Source organism: Oligosphaera ethanolica, from assembly GCF_030814695.1.
Lineage (GTDB): Bacteria > Verrucomicrobiota > Lentisphaeria > Oligosphaerales > Oligosphaeraceae > Oligosphaera > Oligosphaera ethanolica.
In genome coordinates, this window is the sequence record NZ_JAUSVL010000001.1 from 2,927,792 (window position 1) to 2,945,667 (window position 17,876).

Sequence of the window (17,876 nt, forward strand, 5' to 3'; positions counted from 1 at the left end):
GCTCTAGTTAAGCGCCCACGGCGCAGACAAAGGGTTCGGAACTACTGTGTCAAGTCTCTCTTTCTATCACAAGATTTCGCACATTACCGATTGTGTTTGTCAGGCATCCAGTAGTGCCCCTGCGGGGCACGAGTGGCAGGAGAGCATTTTTCCCCAGGCTAAAGCCTGGGGTTAAGCATGGTTAAGCGCCTACGGCGCAGACAAGGGATTCAGAACCACTGCGCCACGTTTCTCTTTCTATCACAAGATTATGCACATTACCAATTTTGGGGTTCACTATACCCGCTACACGTGCTTTGGTGCAGAGTGCCATTACCGGTCGGGCCAGTTTACGAAAGCTGGAAGCCTGATCGGAGGTCGGCAAGGATCTGGTTGATTTCGGCGATGGTTGCTTCGTTGGGGGCGTTATCGGCGTCACCGACCTCAAGATGCACCTTGAAGGTGATGGGGCAGCCTGACTTGCTCTTGATGGCGAGCAGCTGCGGGATCACGTCCCCGAGGTCTTGGATTTCGGATGGTTCCAACATCGCTTCGGCCCACTTGACATTTACCTCGTGGACCTCGCCGCCGCCGCTGAAGCTGCCACGGCCGTAGCCAGCACCCTTGCCGTCGCTTGTTGCGACCTTCAGTTTGACGTTTTGGGCAGATGGATACTCGCATGGCCAGGCGCCTGAAGCCGGGTCCAGCTCCGTGAAACGGGCGTTCAGGGAGGCGGAAATAACGTCAAGGACGGTTTTCCACGGCAGTGTCTGCCCCGATTTCTGCGAAAGAGCCGTAGTCAAGGCCAGTGCAGTCGTTTCGCCGTCGGTCCAGGCGTGCGGCAGATTCTCCGGCAATATTTCCGCAGCGGCAATCATAGCTGGAGGGCGCTGCAACACAGCTTGTGCGGTTAGCACTCCAGTCGGAATCGCCTCGGCCAGGAGGCTAGCCGGGCCATTGGTCAGCCACAGTCGGCCTGCGGCCACGGCCTTGGTCACGGCGTCGTTGACGACTGCCGGTTCGGCCCTTGGAATTGCCAGCGGTTCCATATACCCGTTGTGCTGGTTCTGCACGACACGCCCGCCCTTGAAGTAATCCAGCACATTCTGCACTGTGATCTTGTCGCCAGCCCACAATTCGGGTAGGCGTGTAGGTTCGAGAATATCATGTGGGATCTCTTTGAGTTCGGCCGCCTCTGGCAGAACCAGCTCAAGCGCGGAGTCGGCCATGGCGGCCTCGTCGGGCCGCGCATGCCACCAGGTGCGCACAGAACCATCTGGCCGGGTGAGCTTTAACACAAAGGCGCCGGCCTCACAACCATCGACCAGCGTGTCTGCGATGGCCTGGGCCTTCAACATCTTGGGCAAGTGTGGCATCTGCGCAAAAGCGCCCGAGAGGTCCTTCACTCGTCGACAGGTCTCACCCTCACGCCAGAGATTGTAGGGGCCGTCCGGAAGCAAGGCTTCGGCGGCAATGGAACTGTCCTGTATCCTTGAACGCTTGTCGTTCTTGATGATCGTAAAATGCGGGTCATCGCTGACATTGATCTTGAATGCCTGGACGTCGTTCTTTTCGGAAACCGTGACCACTGTACAGAAGGCCTGCTTCACGGCCTCGGGGATGCGGCCACGCGCCTTGTCAATATTCATGGCGAGGGTTTGCATGCGGGCGATATCGACATTTCCTTCTTTGCCCTGATCCTTCAGGTCCTCGCGCACGACTTCCCATGCCAAATAGTCCCGCACACGGGCGAAAGCGATCTCCAGGCCATCACGCGAGGGCGCAAGGAGAATGACGGCATTGCGATAGACCCGCGGCTTGTCCTTAGTGGTCGTTTCGTCCAAGTAGCGTTGGGCCTCCGCGCTGGGCTTTCCGGAGTCGCTGGCGGCGCCGGGGCCAAGGACGCCGTAGTGGAACTGCCCGTCGTCCTCAATGTCACGGGGCCGCGTCGGCAGCAGATGAACTCGGACGCCGGCAGCGGATGCACCCGCTGTCAGTGCTTTACATTTACCGATCTCGTCCAGGAGTCGGGCGCGGACGCTCTCGTCGCTGATACGGCTTGCGGCCACGGCGTGCATCTGGATCAGGTTCGGCCGATTGCCCAATCGCCACGTATCAGGCAAGTGATTTTCTTCGACAGTCGCGTAACGGTCGTCGAGCCAGAAGCTCGTCTGTGCCCAGCGCGTCAAGCCCTTTTCCATCTCAATTCGGTCGGGGCGATTGGCGGCGATCAGCACCATCAGGTCTCGCGTCCGGGCGCTTTGCCCAATCGGCTGGGAGTGCAGAAAAGTCGCCACGACGGCCTGTTCGATCTCACGGCAATGGAGGCCAACGGAGTCCCGCTGGATGTCCCTGGCCCGGCCGGTTTCGTTCTCAACAATGCCAGTCCACGCCTGTTTCTTGCCTTCATGCTCTTCGGTATCGGCCACGGTCACCAGTTCGCGCATGGCCTCGGAAAGGCCATCATGCTTTGGGGCGGCCAGGAAGACGGCGGGACCCACCAGGGGGCTGTTGTCCCAGCGTTCGGCCTCGCGCAAAGCCAAGGCAAAGGTGCGCAACACACCACGCGTGCGCTGAAAACGGTTCAACTGCGTCCATTTCGCATAGAAGACTTCCGTGAGGTCAGGATGGAAGGGGTAACTTCTGAGGAAGCGTTCTTCGGCTTCCGCGCCTTGCTTCTTGGTCTGTTCGTCGATATCAAAGACGCCCTTCAGCGCCGCCTGCACATGGGCACGGAAAGCGTCCTTGTCCTTGATCGACTCGGGCGTGAAAAACCGGCGCCGCAGCACTTCGGCCACATCTTCCTTGACCACCGGCTCCACGGCCTCTTCGCGCTGACGTTGGAAGATGTCGTAGAGCTCGCCCTGCAGCTGCCGCCCGAAGCTGTCACTCTTCGCGGGGTCGCTGGCCAGCAGGGAGGCCACCACGCAGCAGCGATCGACCTTCGTCGCGGCCTGGGTCAGATACTGGAAGAAATTGACCATGCGGTCGCGCCATTTGCTATCAGCGGAGACTTTTTCCCGGACGTACATCAGGACTTCGTCAATCAGAATCAGTACGCCCAGCCCCTCCTTGACTGGCAATTCCAGCAATTCGGTCAGGACGTTTTCTGCCGGCGCGGTCTCCCGTTCGGCCGCCGACTTTCCGGCATTGAGCACGCGCAGCCCCGCTTCACCTGCCAGCTGCCAAGCCAGAATGCTCCACGGCTGGACGAGTCGCCTGGTGTTCCCCTGCGGATCGCGGGCATCCATGCCGGTCTCCACATCCAACTTATCAAAACACAGCCCGGCCACCCGCGCCTTCGGGGGCTGCTGGCCGACGGCTTCGCAAAACTCGTGGACAGCGGGCAAATCCGGGAGCCCATCGGGATCAACGACCAGATGTCGCAGCGTGATGAGCGTGTGGGTTTTGCCGCCGCCGTAGGTCAGCTCAAGCTGGCGCACTGCCTTGTCGTTCTTGCCCGCCACGCGCAGCACCACGTCCCGCACCAGCTGGCGCAGGTTGTAGGTCGGAAAGGTCAACGCAAAAAAATTCTTCGGGTCCTCATAGATCGGTCGCCGCCCGCCCTGCATCATGACTTCGTAGAGGTCCGCCGCGAACATGTGCAACGGCAACTCGCCGGACTTCAGATCGTCCCGCAAGGCGACCACTTCGTGCCAGCTCTTCCATGGATTTTTAGCCATTTTATTTGATCCTCTCTGCAAGTGCTTTTCGTGTGGCAACGACTTCTCGGCGAAGTGTTTCCGCATCTGGCAACTCGGTGAGATACTTTGAAGCAAAGACCTGGGTCTGGATTCCCGCCGTGGCATACTTTACAACTGTATCATCGCGGTCTCCGCAGAGAATGATGCCGATAGGGTCATTTTCGTCGGGCAGGGTGAGGTGTTCTTTCGCGTAGTTTAGGTAGAGATTCATCTGGCCGGCATCGGCGTGGGTAAAGGCGCCCCGTTTCAGATCAATCAGAACGAGGCAACGCAGAACTCGATGATACAGCAGCAGGTCGATTCGGTACCACGCGGAGCCAACGCGAATTCGTTTTTGCCGGGCCACAAAGGTGAAGTTCGGTCCCATTTCCAGGAGGAACCACTCCAGATGCCGGATCAGCGCCTCTTCCATTTCGTATTCGCTGTACTCGTCCTTGAGGTTCAGAAACTCCAACAGGTACGGGTCGCGAATCTCCTCGTCAACGCTTGTGGCATCTTCGGGGAGTGCCTTCTGACCGCGTGCCAACATGGCTTCCTGCCGTTTAGACTTGGCTGTGCGCTCGAAGAACTGCGTGCTGATCTGGCGGTCAAGCTGCCGAACCGACCAGCCGCCCCGTATGGCCTCACTTTCGTAGAAAACGCGGGCGACTGGCTTGTCAACGGACAACAAGCGCACATAGTGGGACCAAGAGAGCGGGAAAAGCGCCAAGGCGGAAATGGTGTTCGTATCCGGGACCACGGGGGAAGAATCAGATATTCCGGCCGTCGTCTGGAATATTTCTTCCGACGGGGTGCCGGAATTCAGACCCGCTCTCGCCCGCGCCGTCAATTTGCTCGACGGTGTTGAGCAAATCTCCCATTCGAGATAGAATGTCCGCATTCGCTGCAGACTGGGGCGCGAGAATCCACGGCCATAGTGAGCGGTCAGGTCTGCCGACAACTTGAGCATCAGCTCCTCGCCGTACTCCGCCCGCGCCTCGCCGCCTTGCTCGAACTCGACGATGCGGCGGCCGATCTCCCAGTATGTCGCCGTCAAGAGGCTATTGACGGCACGGACCGCCTGGCGTCGTGACTGCTCCAGCAGCGCGCCGATGCCATCGATGAGCGAACCATAGTCGCCGGAAGGGGGAATCTTGCTGATTTGATCCTTGCTCATTCGTCGTTCTCCCGGCCCCAGCTCTTGGCATTGGGCATGAACTCACCCTTCTGCGCGGTCGCGCCTTGCGCGCCGATGTGGTTGCTGAGGCTTTCGAGGAGTGCTCGTTCCTCGCTGCCGCGGTCAGCGAGCTCAATCAGGGACTGGAGGAGGCGGCGGAAGAGCTCATGGCGGCGCAGGCCATTGTCGTCGAGGTATTCATCGACCTTATGGACGTCACCGGCTCGCCAAAGCTGCATCAGCCGATGAACGCGGTCAATCAGCGGAACGGGGCGGCCACTGGGCGCGTCGTAGCCCATGGCCCGGCCTTTGCGCTGTGACCACGTCTTCAGCTTCATCTGACCACCGGAACTGCCCTCGTCCTCGCCGTCTGCAGTATCGTCGTCGTCATCAGCATCGCCGTCGTCATCGTCGGCCTGCTTGGCGCCGGCGTTCTTGGTGCTGATCAAGTCCCAGGTCGCCTCCAGGTCGTGGTCGGAAATGCCACAGGCAGTGGCGTAGAGAATGCAGGCTCCGGCGGGCGCGTCAGCCAACCCGAAGTCATGCCGGTGCAGCAGGTAGTAGGCAGTCGGGCCGTCCATGCGGTCCACTGCCGCCTGATCCGAAGCGTCATCCGTGCCCATCAAGACCTCGCCCACCACAAAATCCACCACCATGCGACGGACATGCACCAGGAATTCGCCAACCGTCATCACTTCACCAGGGTCATTCGCCTTCTTGACCACCGGGTGCTTGCTGTAGGCCTCCAACGCCGGACCCGTCGCCGCCCACACAAAGTCCGGCCCGCGGATCCCCGCGTCCCAAAAGGCCCGCAACTTCTCCGTGATATTCGACCGCATCTCCTCCATAACCCGGTTGTCCCACCCAGGCTTGGCAGTGGCAGGACGCTTCTTGCAGACTATCCACAGGGAGGACGCCAGGGCGGCGGAATTCATGGCGCGCTGACGCGTGCCCATTTCGGTCTTGATTGGCCAACTGCCATCAACGATGAAGCCCGCCCGGATGATCGCCGACACTAACGTGCCCCAGGCATCCGGATGCTTGTGGGCAAAGACGATCACCAGCCGACCATCGGGTTGCAGGCTCTTTTCGCAGGCCACAAAGGCCCGCGCCATCCCGTCCTCGTAGGTCGTTTTGGACTTTTCGGCGTCGCCGCCATGCCTGCTGGAGTCATCGATCAACTCGCCGTCATTGGCCTCGGAGTCCCATTTGGGCGACGTCGCTGCCGCGAAAACTGACGATGGGTCAAGCCGGGTGCCATGCACTATCCGCTTGATCCAAACATAGAAGAAATCCATGCAATCGGAATAGGGAATGGCATCGTAATACGGCGGGTCAGTGACGATCGCATCAAGCAACCGTTCATCCTGCGCCTGAGTCGCTGATTGGCGTGTAACGGTTGGAGCGGGGGAAGCGTTATAGGCAATCAGAGCCGTCTCAATATATCTGGTGACCCATTCGAGCTGAGCAAAAATAGAACCACCCACTTCATTAATCGTGGCTAGTTCCGCAATGTCCCAAGTAATCGGAAGAGCGAAACGAGCAAAAGTGTGACCAATAAGTTCGCGCCCATTGTGCCACGTACAGATTACTGAGCTATAGTCGGCGGTTTTATCGAAGAGCACCGTCAGAAAAGCCGCGACTGCCTCGCGCCATTCGGGTGGTAAAGCCGCATCGCTGGTGGCAGTGACGCCCCGTATCTGCCGCACCAGCGTCCCTAGTGCCAGCAGCTGCCGCGAGGTGTACAACTTTTGCCACTGGTCCAAACCGTAAATATGCACTGTGAATGGGGACCCGCCTCCGGCCCGGCTGCCACCAGCTGCGATGGGTTCTGTTGGCAGGCCGAAGGGGACATCTTTGAAGACGCGTTCCAGTTCGGCTTCGGCGCGCTTTGCGCAATCGATTTCGTGTTGTGTGGGCAGTCGGTAGGCCTTGCTGGTTTGGCTTTCAGTGACCACGGCCGTGGCGAGCATGCCCAGCCGGCCGGCCTTGCCCTCGAAGCGGATATCCTCCGTGGTCATAATGGTGTCGCAGCAGGGGCATTTGGCGCCGGCTTTGGACATGGTGCCGGCGCCGCTGCGCTTGTCATTTTCGCGGCGCTGGGCGGCATTGCCGCCCTGTAGCGGCACGTTGTCATCAATGCCGAACTCCACGCCGCTGCGGTCGCGATTGGGCTGCATGGTCAGCAGCACGCGTTTGCCGTCTTTTTTGCAGAGCCAGCGGGTCTTGAGCAAGGGCACGGTGGCCCGGCAGTTTTTGCAGGTGACGGTGCGCGCCCACAGGTAGGCCACGGTCGGCTTGGCCACCCAGCGCGGATTGCGCGGTTGGGCGAGGTACTCCGCGGAAAATTCCGCATTGAGCGCGTCGATATCCGGCGTGCCATCGGCCTTCAGTGGCACCAGGCGCATATCCTGCGGCTCGTAGGCCACCGGCGAAGCCATCAGCGTTTCGAAATCGGCGTAGGTCGGGTAGAAGGGCGCCAACTCCTTGCGCGCTTCGCTCAGCACCCAGCGCCCCCAGGCGCGCACATGCCAGGCCAAATCCGCCTTGGGCGCGCGGCCGGAGTCCGCCTTGTCCCAAAAACTGGGCTGGCGTGATTCCTCCGCCAGCTGCTTCTTGGTCTTCTTCGTGCGACCGACGAGGTGGGAATGGGCCTGATAAAAGTCGGCCATGAACGCCTCGTCCTTGAGGATGAAATCCGGCAACGGGTGCGTCTTGCCAGCCAGCTTCTGCGGATATTCAAGCGTGCACTTAAGGATGAACCAGGCGACCGGATTGATGTCCACCGCCGTCGCCTCACAGCCAAGCCGCATGGCCTCCAACGGTATCGCCCCGCCGCCCGCAAAGGGGTCCAACACCTTCGGCACCCGGCCACCATGGGCCTTGCGGATTTCATCCCGAAACCACTGCAGCTCCTTCTCACGCTGGGCGACGAGGTCACGGTGCTCTTGCAGTTTCTTCTTGCCACCGGATTTCGGCTCGGTGCCGATCCATTTCAAAATGCCGCCAGCGACATCATCCTCCACGACCTCGTGCATCTTGCCATCGGACTTTTTTTTGCGACTGGTCTTTTCCACCACTACGCCGCCGATGCGCTCGCATAACTCGCGGCGCAGCTCCGGCGTCCCCGGATCAGGCAACAAGGTCGCCAACAACGCCGCCCGACACGCCGCCAACGGCCGCCGCGCCGGCCAAATGTGCAGCGTCGATATATGACCATGCCGCACATTCTTCTCATGCACCGACGTCAACGACGCCTGCTTCAAGGGAAACGCCTGCTCAATAAGGCGAGGTGTGTCTGCCATGCTATGCAATCTCCCGGTCATCATTGGAATGTTTTGTCAGCCAATTGCATGGAATATATTGCCCGCAGATGACGCAGAAATAAATAATCTGCGAAAGCTGCGGATATGCCCATCCAAACGGCGCTAGTATGGCATGCGCGCCGGCATGACTGGCCGGTGTCGCGCGTTTTGCATCGTATGATCGCAGCCCATAAAGGGGTCGGGCCGAAAAAAGCAAGAGCCACCTCGTTGCCAAGGCGGCTCTGCGCCCGTTCGCCGAGGCTACTAGGGTTGGTATTGATGGCGTACTCTATAGCGTCCAGGCCAATTTGCCTGCACCGCGAGCCCATGAATGCCGAAAAACGTATAATCCTGAGCCTATTCATGTATCAGTCCTCCCCCGCCGCGTTTATCTGTTGTTCAGATATTCGCACCCCGCTGTTCTCAGCCGTGGCGGTGATCGTCCGGGTGACAGTCTGGCACTTGGTGAAGGGCCGGACGAGGAGTTTGGCAAAGGGGTCCTGCACGCGTACGAGTTGCGGGGTCGGCGTGGCGCAGTGGTAGGCCACGTAGAGCCAGTATTCGCCGCGCAGATTGCAGGCGCGGGCCCATTCGTTGTCGGTGACCTCAATTTCGCCGGTGGCGGCGCGGCCTTTGACCTCAATGCAGCGGCGTTCGTCGCCGGGGCGGAGCGACAGCACGTCAAAGCCCGGGTGTTCCGGCAGTCCGGCCGCGCGCGCGAGTTCCGGCGTGTGGACAAAACGCACTGTTGCTCCTGCGGTTTCTTCGCAGGCCTTGACCAGATTCATGGCGATCATCTCGACATTGGCGTCCAGTCGTTCCCGGTCGGCCTGGGCGCCTGACGGCACCACCAGAGCGTGGGCGATGTAATCAATGCTGCCGGGAACAATCAGTTCAGGCTCGCGGCGAATGACTGCCAGGGACCGGTCACGACGGGCGCGGAGCTCGCGCTGCTGCTCTTTGATCCGCGACAACTCGGCGGCGGCGCCCTGGTTGCCCTCGCGTGCTTTTGGGGTGAGTTTAGCGCGCGTGGCGGCCAACTCGGCCTCCTGATAATCGAAGCCGCGATCGACAAATGTTTCGCGGTCCGGCATAGCTGCCGTCATCCGCTCACGGCGGTCAACGGCCATGCTGCGGCAGACCCGCTCCATGAGATAGGCGCCAGCCTGGTCTTGCAATGCCCTGGCTGCCACTGCCAGGCGCTGCGCCTGAGCAGGCAGGCCTTCGCCGCCACGCAGGAGCAGCAGGTGCTCCACGGGGCACAGCGCAATATCCGCGCCTTCGGTCTGGCGCACGCCAACGAGCCGGCAGATGACGGTTTCCTCCTGGGCTAGTTCGCCGAGCTCCGGGTCGGCCTTGCGCACCACAGTCAGGCGGGCCACATGGAACAGGTAGGGCTTGTCAGTCGTGGGGTCGACGAAGACGGCGCCGCGCAGGGCATCACGCCCGAGCCGCACACGCACCAGCTCCCGGAAGCGCTCAAAAACCGGTTCGCCGGGATGCATCCAGATGCAAGACGCCCGGTCGGCCGGACGAAGGACCGAAAGGTGGCGCGGCATGTCGGCCGGATAGCTGTCCATCACCTCAAACAATGGGTCGGCAGCGCCTTTGCCAGCCGAGACGAAGTTGAAGGTCTCGCCCAGATCGCCATCGAGCCCGATGCCAAGCTGCGGGGCGGCGCCTTCGACAAAACGACGGACGTAGCCGGGGAGCAGGCGGAAGAATAGCTCGTGATCAAGGCCCTCGCGCAACCGCGGCAGCTCCTTCTTGACATCGCCGCCATCGCCGTAGAGTCGCCGCTCTGTCTCCTCAATGGCCTTCACCTGTTCTTTGCTGAGCTGTCCATCAAGCTCCTTGGCGACCGCATCCGCGCCGTCCGCGAGAGCGCGTTCCATGTACTGCTTGATGGATACGCCGGCAAAAATGCGGCCAATGCTATCAAAGACCTTGTCGGACTTCAGCTGTTTGCGGATTTTTTCAAGCTTGTCAAGCAGGGTCTTGAGTACCCGTCCCTCGCGGGTGGCCGGTGCCACGAGGTTGACGATGACGACGGGGTCGTGTTTTTGGCCATAGCGATGAATACGCCCCATGCGCTGTTCCAGCCGCGCGGGATTCCACGGAATGTCATAGTTCACCATGATCCAGCAGAACTGGAGGTTGACGCCCTCGGCGGCGGCATCGGTACACACCATCAGCCGGGCACCGCCTTTCTCGACGGGCATACGGAAGCGCTCAATTTGCTGCTGCCGATCCCGGTAATGCATGCCGCCATGAATGTGGGCGATGTGCTCCGCATAGCCCAGCCCGCCAAGACGACGCTCCAAAAAGACCATGGTGTCACGATGTTCGGTGAAGATGAGCATCTTCTCATGGGAATAGCGGCTGTCCGTAAGCAATTCGCGCAATTTGTCAAACTTGGACTCGACGCCGGCATTGTACACCTGCTGCGCCAGCTGGAGCAGGGCGACGACCTGCTCCCGCTCGGCGACCAATTCGGCCAGCGACTCGGCAATCACGCCGCCGAGCAGGATGTCCTCAGCGGCTTCGTTTTCTTCGCGGTCATTGCTTCCGCTTTCCTCGTCGGCCGCTTTTGCGTCAAAGACGTCGGCGTCGTCCTTGATGCGGCGTTGCAAGGTCAGCAGCTGTTCAATGCTCAGTCGGCCGGCTTGGATGTCAGCGATCACCAGGTCCAGTTTGGCGATGCGGCGTTCGAAGGAACAGAGCAGCGCGTAGGTGGAGCTGGCGAGACGGCGTTGGAATACGCCCATGGCCAGTCGCGCGGCGGACTGGTTGAGTACTTTCGCTTTATTGTACACATGGCGCAGGTACTCGGTGGTTTCGTCGTAGAGTCGTTGCTCGCCAATTTCGTCTGGCGACAGATCATAACCCAGGGTGTCGCACTGACGGACGGGATAGAGGGGCTGACCATCCAAGCGAAGCATTTCCTCCTTGGTGCGGCGTATGAAATAGTGTTTCTGGTGGTCGGCGGGAAAGTGTTCGAAGGCTTCCGGGGTACTCAGGACTTCTGGCTCCAGCAAACGCCATAGGGCGTAGTAGGGATAATCTTTGCCCATGTGCGGAGTGGCCGTCAGTAACAACAGGTGATGCGCGTGCCAGGGCAGCTGCCAGCCTTTGTCGCCCGTGTAGACACCCGCGATGGCTTCAGCAAGCTGGTAACGGCCGGTCTTGCGCACGCGCAAATCGGCACCTCGATCACATGACAGTTTGTGAGCCTCATCAAAAACCACCAGTTCGTAAGGCGCCACCGACTCCTCCGTCAGCCTGGCGAAGACGTTGTCGCCCGCCAAGGTGTCGACGCTGACGATAACCCTGTCGCTACCAGAACCGGTGAAGGGATTGCCGTTCTTGGCGTCCTGCCCACTGACGATGCGAAATGGCAGGTTGAAAAGCAGTTGCAGCTCCGTTTGCCAGTTGCCGACCAGCCCTGCTGGTGGCACGATCAGCACCCGAGACAGTAGGCGCCGAGAGAGCATCTCGCGCACATACAATCCGGTCATGATGGTCTTGCCCGCACCCGCGTCGTCAGCCAACAAAAAACGCAGCCGCGCCTGGGGCAACATGCGATCATACACCGCAATGCGCTGGTGCGGCAAGGGGTCAATACTGGATATCTCCGTGGCAAACGTCGGATTGGCCAGATGGCCAAAGGAAAGGCGCTCGCCCTCAACCAATACCCGGACCAACTCCGGCCTAGCTGTGAAATCCAGCAACGGCGCCTCGGCCGCGTAGGGCAGCGGTTCGGGCTCAGCAAGCTCAATGCCATGGCCAGCTTCGTCGATGCCGTATTCATTCTTACTGAGGTCCAGCAAGGCTTGCCAGGACAGTTGCGATGGCCGCGCCTTGCCGTTTTCCCAACGATTGACGGTGGGAAACGACACGCCTAGGCGCTCCGCCAGGCCGACTTGCGTCAGGCCCAGCCGGACACGGAGATTCTTGATCCGCTCCGGATAGTCTTCTGTCAGTCTTTCCGCCATCTCTTGCCGCCGCTGCCTCCTGTAAATCAAGCTGTTTGGAAAAGACTATATCATTTGCTATAATCGCTTGCAACTTGTCACCGTGGGCATGTCTCAAAAAAGAGCGGGGGCTAACTGGCAGTTCAGAAAGCAATTGATGACTGTAGGGCGCCTTGGTCGTGGTTATGCATGGTGCGGCTCTCCGGGCCGCATCTGGGCGATCGGGTGGCGTGGCATAGTGCACGTTTTACCCGCAGATAACGAGTGCGCCAGGTAGGGGCGGGCCTGTGTGTCCGCCCTTGTTTTTCTCACGCGAAGGCGCTCTTTTTGTCTCACGCGAAGGCGCGAAGGCGCGAAGAAGAATGGCGTCGTGTCTTACCGCTGGCGCGGCAAGTCACGCCGCCGATAGGAAGGCGCGAGGGGGATTTTTTCTCACGCGAAGGCGCTCTTTTTGTCTCACGCGAAGGCGCGAAGGCGCGAAGAAGAATGGCGTCGTGTCTTGCCGCTCGCGCGGCGTAAGCGTTCGCTCAGCCCATATTCCCGGGTGTGTTTCGCGTGATGTCATTGGCCCCTGAACGCGAAAAGCCCCGGTCCGCGTGAGGTCGTGCAGGGCGTGTCAATCGACGATACGGCGGAATGTGCTGGGAGCGTGTCAATCGACTATTTGGGCGGCGTCTTTGAAATTGATGAATTGTACGTCGTCGCTGACGGGTGTCATATCACCGCCATAGACGACAAAGCCGCCGGTGAATTTTGGCGATAGCTTGCGCAGTTTGCGGATATTGGCGGCGAAGTCCTTGTTCCAGGTCATTGCACCTTTGATTTCGGTGGGGATCAGCTGGTCGGGTGATTTTCGGAACAGGAGGTCGACTTCGGTGCCGGCGGAGTCGCGGAAGAAGTACAGATCGGGTTCTCTGCCGGCATTGTAGCGTGCTTTCAGCGCCTCGAGGACCACCATATTTTCGAACAGCCCGCCGAAGAGGGGGTCGCGGGCAACTTGCGTCGCTTCGCGGATGCCGAGAAGCCAGGCCACCAGGCCGATTTCGGTGAAGTAGAGCTTTTGGCTTTTGAGCAGGCGCTTGCCGAAATTTTCGTAGTAACACGGCAGGCGGAAAATGATGAAGCTGGCTTCCAGTACTGAAAGCCAGGCGGCGATCGTTGGTGAAGATACCCCGACGTCGTTTGCCAGGGAGTTGAGGTTCAGCAGTTGGCCGCAACGACCGGCCAGCAGTTTTATGAAGGTCTCAAACGCGCTGAGATTGTTCAGGTTGGCTATTTGCCTGACATCTTTGTCGACGTAAGTGGCGAAATAGTCGCTGTAGAGGGTGTGGGGTTCCAGCGCAGTACTGTAGGCGCGCGGCATGAAGCCCTTGAAGAGATATTCGTCGCGATCCAGGGTGATGCCGGCCATGTGCAGCTCTTGGATGGATAGTGGCAGCAAGCGCAATAGGCCGGTACGTCCGGCCAGTGACTGCGAGATGCCGGCGTTGAGTTGCGGCTGATGACTTCCGGTAAGCAGGTACTGGCCATTCTTGCCGGATTCATCGACAATGGTTTGTATGTAGCTCAACAGCTGCGGCACCCGCTGAATTTCGTCAAAGATGACTGGAGCTGGATAGGCCTGCAAAAACGCCCTGGCGTCGTTATCAGCAAGGGCGCGGAGATCGGGGCTTTCCAGGTTGACGTAGGGTAAATCCGGAAAAGTGGCCCGGGCCAAGGTGGTTTTTCCCGACTGGCGGGGGCCAGTGATGGTGACGACGGGATAACTCGCCCAGAGGCGCAAGAGTTGTTTTTGGATCAATCGTGGGATCATGTCGGGCCTCCATCATGCTTGACGGAGAAGAAGATAGGCTCCATTTTTACAAATTCAAGGCGGCACCTTAAATCTGTAAGAGCGAGAATGGGTGGGCAATGGCAGCGCCTAGATGGGGAGGGCGCTTGGCAGGCCGAAGGCGCTTTTTTTTCTCACGCGAAGGCGCGAAGGCACGAAGAAGACGGAAGACAAAGGCAAAGAAGAATGGCTGCGTGAAGTGCCACGTTGTGGCACTTCACGCAGCCGGTGGGTTGTTGGTAGGAATGGGGTTACTCTTGCCGGCCGGTGACATCGATTTCGTGGATGGACCAGTAGTAGGGGTCGACGGCGTCGGTGAGGGTGATTTTGAGCATGCGGGCTTTATTGGGTAGGAGCGGGATGGTGGTGATGGCGTTTTCGCCGTGGCCCATGCCGACGGGGCCGTCCCAGTTTTTGCCGTCGGTGGAGACATCGACGCGGAAGCCGCGCGGGAAGTCGTTGGCGGAGCGGGTGGCATTGAGGGTGATGCTGCGCAGTTGGTATTCGGCGCCGAGGTCGATGGCGAACCAGCAGCCGGGGCGTTGTGGTCCGGCGCTATCCCAGCGGGAATTGGTGTCGCCGTCGATGGCTTTAGCGAGGGCGCCGGGGTTTTTGTCAGCGGAGAGCTTCCAGGCGCTGCGGTCGAGATTACTGCTGGCGGCGAACTCGGGTACGCCATTGACTTGCAGGCGAGTGATGGACCAGAAGTAGTTGCGTTGGGCGGTTTGTTCGATACGGATGTAGCGGCCGTAGGCGTTGGTGGGTTTGATGGTGAGCTGTTTTTCGGTGCCTTTGCCGGAAGCGACGGGCTGGCCCCAGTCGCCTTCGGGGAGGAGCGAGGCGAAGACGCGGAATTCGGTGGGGTAGTCTTGGCCGGTGTCGCCGGCATCGAGGAAGATGGATTCGATGGCGGTTTCGTAGCCGAGGTCGATTTCGAGCCACTCGTCGCCTTTTTGGTGGGTGCCGGAGGTCCAGCGGGTGGCGCGGTTGCTGTCGAGGGCATTTTTGAGACTGTTGGTGCCGTGTGAGGCTTTGAGTTTCATGCTGGCGCCGCTGAGGCCGTTCATGATTTTGGTGGCGGCGATGACGGCTTCGTTGCTGAGATCGGGGTCTTTGCGGAAGTCGAGGGCCATTTTCATGGCATCGGGGTGAATGAGATCGCCGAGGCCTTTGAGGAGGGACTGTTTTTCCTGTGGGCCCTGAACGAGATCGAAAGCCTCGCGGTACATAGCGAGGGTATCGCGCATGGGGCGTTTGCTGGGCATAGCGAGCATACGTGCGTAGCCGCGGAGGGCGAGGACGCGGTGGGCCAGACTGGCCTGTTGGTCGCGGCTGAGGGTCTGGAGGTTCGCCAGCGGCGTGGTGTCTGGCCAGTCGCAGAGTGCGAGGATGGCGGCGCGCTTGACGCCGGCGTCGTCGGAGCGGGTGTCGGTGATGATGAGCGGCAGACTGTCGGCGTGGGCGAGCTTGCCCATCGCGTTGAGGAAGGCGATGCGCGTGGGCGCCGGGGGATTTTTGCCGAGGGCGGCAGCGAGTAGCGCCGGCGTGGCGGCCGGATCGGCAGCGCGGCGGTTGACGGCGACGAGGATGCCTTCCAGGCGGGTGCGGTCGGCGGCGCTGTCAACGGCGGCAATGAGATCGATGAGCGCAGTGCTGTCGGAGACGTTGGCGACAATGGCCAGCGCGGCGATGGCTTCTTTGCGGATGGCCTTGTTGTCGTCTTTGGCGGCCTGCAGGAGCATGGCGATGCTGGCGCGGTCGATACGGCTGCCCATGGCGCCGAAGAGCTCGGCGCGGACTTTTTCGGGCAGACTATTGTCGGCAGCGAGCGTGCGGATAGCGTCGTCGACGCCGGCGGCATTGAGGAAAGCGAGACTGCGACGAGCGCGGTTTTGTTTGGCGTCGCCGTTGCTGGCCAGGTCGGCGAGTGGGCGGACGGCCTTGGCGCTGCCGCAGGCGGCGACGGCGTCAATGGCGGCGTTGCTGATATCGTCGTTATCGTGGCTCATGGCTTGGATGACCAGGTCTTCGAGAGCGGTGGCGCGGGCTTTGGCGATGGCGCCGATGACGAGGGCGGCGGCGCCGGGTGGCAGATCGTTGAGTTGGGCGGCAGACGTGGCCAGTGCTTCCGGGAGGTCGACGAGGGCTTCGGCGGCGGCGCGTTGCAGACGCAGGTCGTCGCTGCGCAGGGCATTGTGGATGACGGGCAGGGCGGCATTGCCGCGGGCCTGGCTGAGGCCGATGATGGCGCTGCCGCGGAGGGACGGGGTGGCAGCCGGGTGGTCGAGGACGGCCTGGGCGACGGCGGCCTGTTCGTCGCCGCTGATGCTGTCGATGAGCTCAATCAGGCCCAGGAGGACGGGCAGGGGCGCGGCGCTGGGTGCGAGCGCGGCGATGAGGGCGCGAGCGGCGTCACTGCCGCCGATTTGGCCGAGGGCGGCCGCGGCTGCGGCCGCGTGTTCGGGTTCAGTGAGCAGCTTGCTGATGGCGGGCACGGCGGCGCGGGTTTGGCGGTAGCCCAGGACGGCGGCGACGGCGGCGCTTTGGGCGCCGGCTTTGGGCAGGGCGGCGATGAGCGCCTGGTCGGCGATGGCGCCGGGGAGGCGTTGCAGAGCGTAGAGGGCCATCGTGCTGCAGCTGCCGTGCTCGTCGTCGCCAGCGGCGTTGATTTGGCTGGCGATGGCGGGTATTTCGCTGTCGCCGCCGATGCGTGAGAGCTGGCGGAGGGCGATGCAGCGGAGATCGCTGCTGGATGCGGGCCGGAGCAGCGCGGCGAGGCGGGTGGCGAGATCGCGGGCGTCGCTGCGTTTGGCGGGGTCCATGGCTTCATTGACGAGCGCTTCGACCTGGCGGAGAGGGCGGTCGGCGGCGCCGTCGCGGTACTGACTGAGATCGGCGAAGATAGCATCGAGACCGCGGTTGCGGCCGGTGGCGGCGGACTGCTGGTAGTACGCGTCGTCGAGCTGGCTGCTGGGGCGGTCGTCGCAGACGACGTCGCCGGCGCAGTATTGCATGGCGTCGAGGAGCACCTGGAGGGTGGCGGGGTCCCAGAAAGTGTCATGGCGGTGGCCGAAGCTCAGGTAGAAGACACGGCCTTCGCCGTAGCGTTTGAGCCAGGCGAGGGCGAAGTCGCCGTCATCGCGGCGGATTTGGTCGCCTTTATTCATGTTGGTGTTAGCGGTGTCGAGGCGCATAAGGACGCGTTGGCGGTCGCGGGAGTAGGGTTCCTTGACCTGGTAGATTTCCTCGTTGATACGGAAATTGCGGCCGCGGTAGGCGCGCAGGAGGGGGTGGCCGGGGTCGACGAGTTCGGCGCCGACGCTTTCGCTCCAGGGGTGGAGATTGAAGTAGCCGCCGAGCAGGTCGCCGTATTCGGGCCATTTATAGAACGCGTCGATAGCGGCGTGGATAGCGAGAACGCCCTTGCCGTTGCGGGCGAAGTCGAGGAGGCCATTACGGAGACGCAGTTCGCGTTGTTGGGCGGCCTGGCGTTGAGGGCCTTCGGGGAGCGTTTCGGGGTCGACATTGCCGAGGGGTTCGCGGCCGGTATTGTTATTGAGGACGATGACGTCGAACTGCTTGAGGTTTTCGGGTTCGAAGACAGCCGGGTCGGTGCTGACGCTGGTGACGGTGAAAGCGCCGCTATGTTCGCCGAGGATGGTCAGTGCCTGGTTGGCGAAGGGGATGGACGTGTGGTAGAAGGTCTCGGTTTCGCAGTAGATCAGGACTTTTCGTGGCTGCGCGGGCTTGACGTAGAGATTGGCGGGCATGGCGGCGCGCATGCGGGCGATGTCGGCTTCGGTGGGCTGTGGGCGATTGTCTTGGGCGCAAAGCGTGGCGGCGGCCGCGAGGGCGGCGACGCAGCTGAAGATACGCAGAGAGTGTTTCATGACTAAATCCTATAGGGTAGTGCCGGGTACTGCCGGG

Annotated in this window: 6 protein-coding genes; all 6 read right to left on the minus strand. The window is 61.1% G+C overall.

Going from position 1 to position 17,876, the window contains the following annotated elements:
* Positions 1-329 precede the first annotated feature (329 nt).
* The 6 genes from J3R75_RS10160 to J3R75_RS10185 all read right to left on the minus strand — a co-directional run bounded on the left by J3R75_RS10160 (position 330) and on the right by J3R75_RS10185 (position 17,839).
* On the minus strand, positions 330-3,662 hold the full coding sequence (locus J3R75_RS10160; protein ID WP_307261413.1) for a DUF499 family protein: 3,333 nt from the start codon (positions 3,660-3,662) through the stop codon (positions 330-332).
* A gap of 1 nt (position 3,663) precedes the next feature.
* Positions 3,664-4,839 carry a PDDEXK nuclease domain-containing protein gene (locus tag J3R75_RS10165; RefSeq protein WP_307261414.1) on the minus strand — a complete coding sequence of 392 codons (1,176 nt, stop codon included), beginning with the start codon at positions 4,837-4,839 and terminating at the stop codon, positions 3,664-3,666.
* The gene (locus J3R75_RS10170) at positions 4,836-8,144 is read right to left on the minus strand and encodes a DUF1156 domain-containing protein (RefSeq protein WP_307261415.1); all 3,309 of its coding nucleotides are present in this window, start codon (positions 8,142-8,144) and stop codon (positions 4,836-4,838) included. The genes J3R75_RS10165 and J3R75_RS10170 overlap by 4 nt, the downstream gene beginning before the upstream one ends.
* A gap of 368 nt (positions 8,145-8,512) precedes the next feature.
* Entirely contained in the window at positions 8,513-12,139 is a 3,627-nt protein-coding gene (locus J3R75_RS10175; RefSeq protein WP_307261416.1) for a helicase-related protein, read from the minus strand.
* A gap of 631 nt (positions 12,140-12,770) precedes the next feature.
* Positions 12,771-13,931: an ATP-binding protein gene (locus tag J3R75_RS10180; protein WP_307261417.1), complete on the minus strand. Its 1,161-nt coding sequence runs from the start codon at positions 13,929-13,931 to the stop codon at positions 12,771-12,773.
* Between the two features lie 269 nt (positions 13,932-14,200).
* Entirely contained in the window at positions 14,201-17,839 is a 3,639-nt protein-coding gene (locus J3R75_RS10185; protein ID WP_307261418.1) for a ThuA domain-containing protein, read from the minus strand.
* Positions 17,840-17,876 lie beyond the last annotated feature (37 nt).

What these genes read in the sequence shown, in the direction of transcription:
- J3R75_RS10160 (WP_307261413.1), bottom strand. Translation starts at nt 3,662, where the DNA reads ATGGCTAAAAATCCATGGAAGAGCTGGCACGAAGTGGTCGCCTTGCGG.
- J3R75_RS10165 (WP_307261414.1), bottom strand. Translation starts at nt 4,839, where the DNA reads ATGAGCAAGGATCAAATCAGCAAGATTCCCCCTTCCGGCGACTATGGT.
- J3R75_RS10170 (WP_307261415.1), bottom strand. Translation starts at nt 8,144, where the DNA reads ATGGCAGACACACCTCGCCTTATTGAGCAGGCGTTTCCCTTGAAGCAG.
- J3R75_RS10175 (WP_307261416.1), bottom strand. Translation starts at nt 12,139, where the DNA reads ATGGCGGAAAGACTGACAGAAGACTATCCGGAGCGGATCAAGAATCTC.
- J3R75_RS10180 (WP_307261417.1), bottom strand. Translation starts at nt 13,931, where the DNA reads ATGATCCCACGATTGATCCAAAAACAACTCTTGCGCCTCTGGGCGAGT.
- J3R75_RS10185 (WP_307261418.1), bottom strand. Translation starts at nt 17,839, where the DNA reads ATGAAACACTCTCTGCGTATCTTCAGCTGCGTCGCCGCCCTCGCGGCC.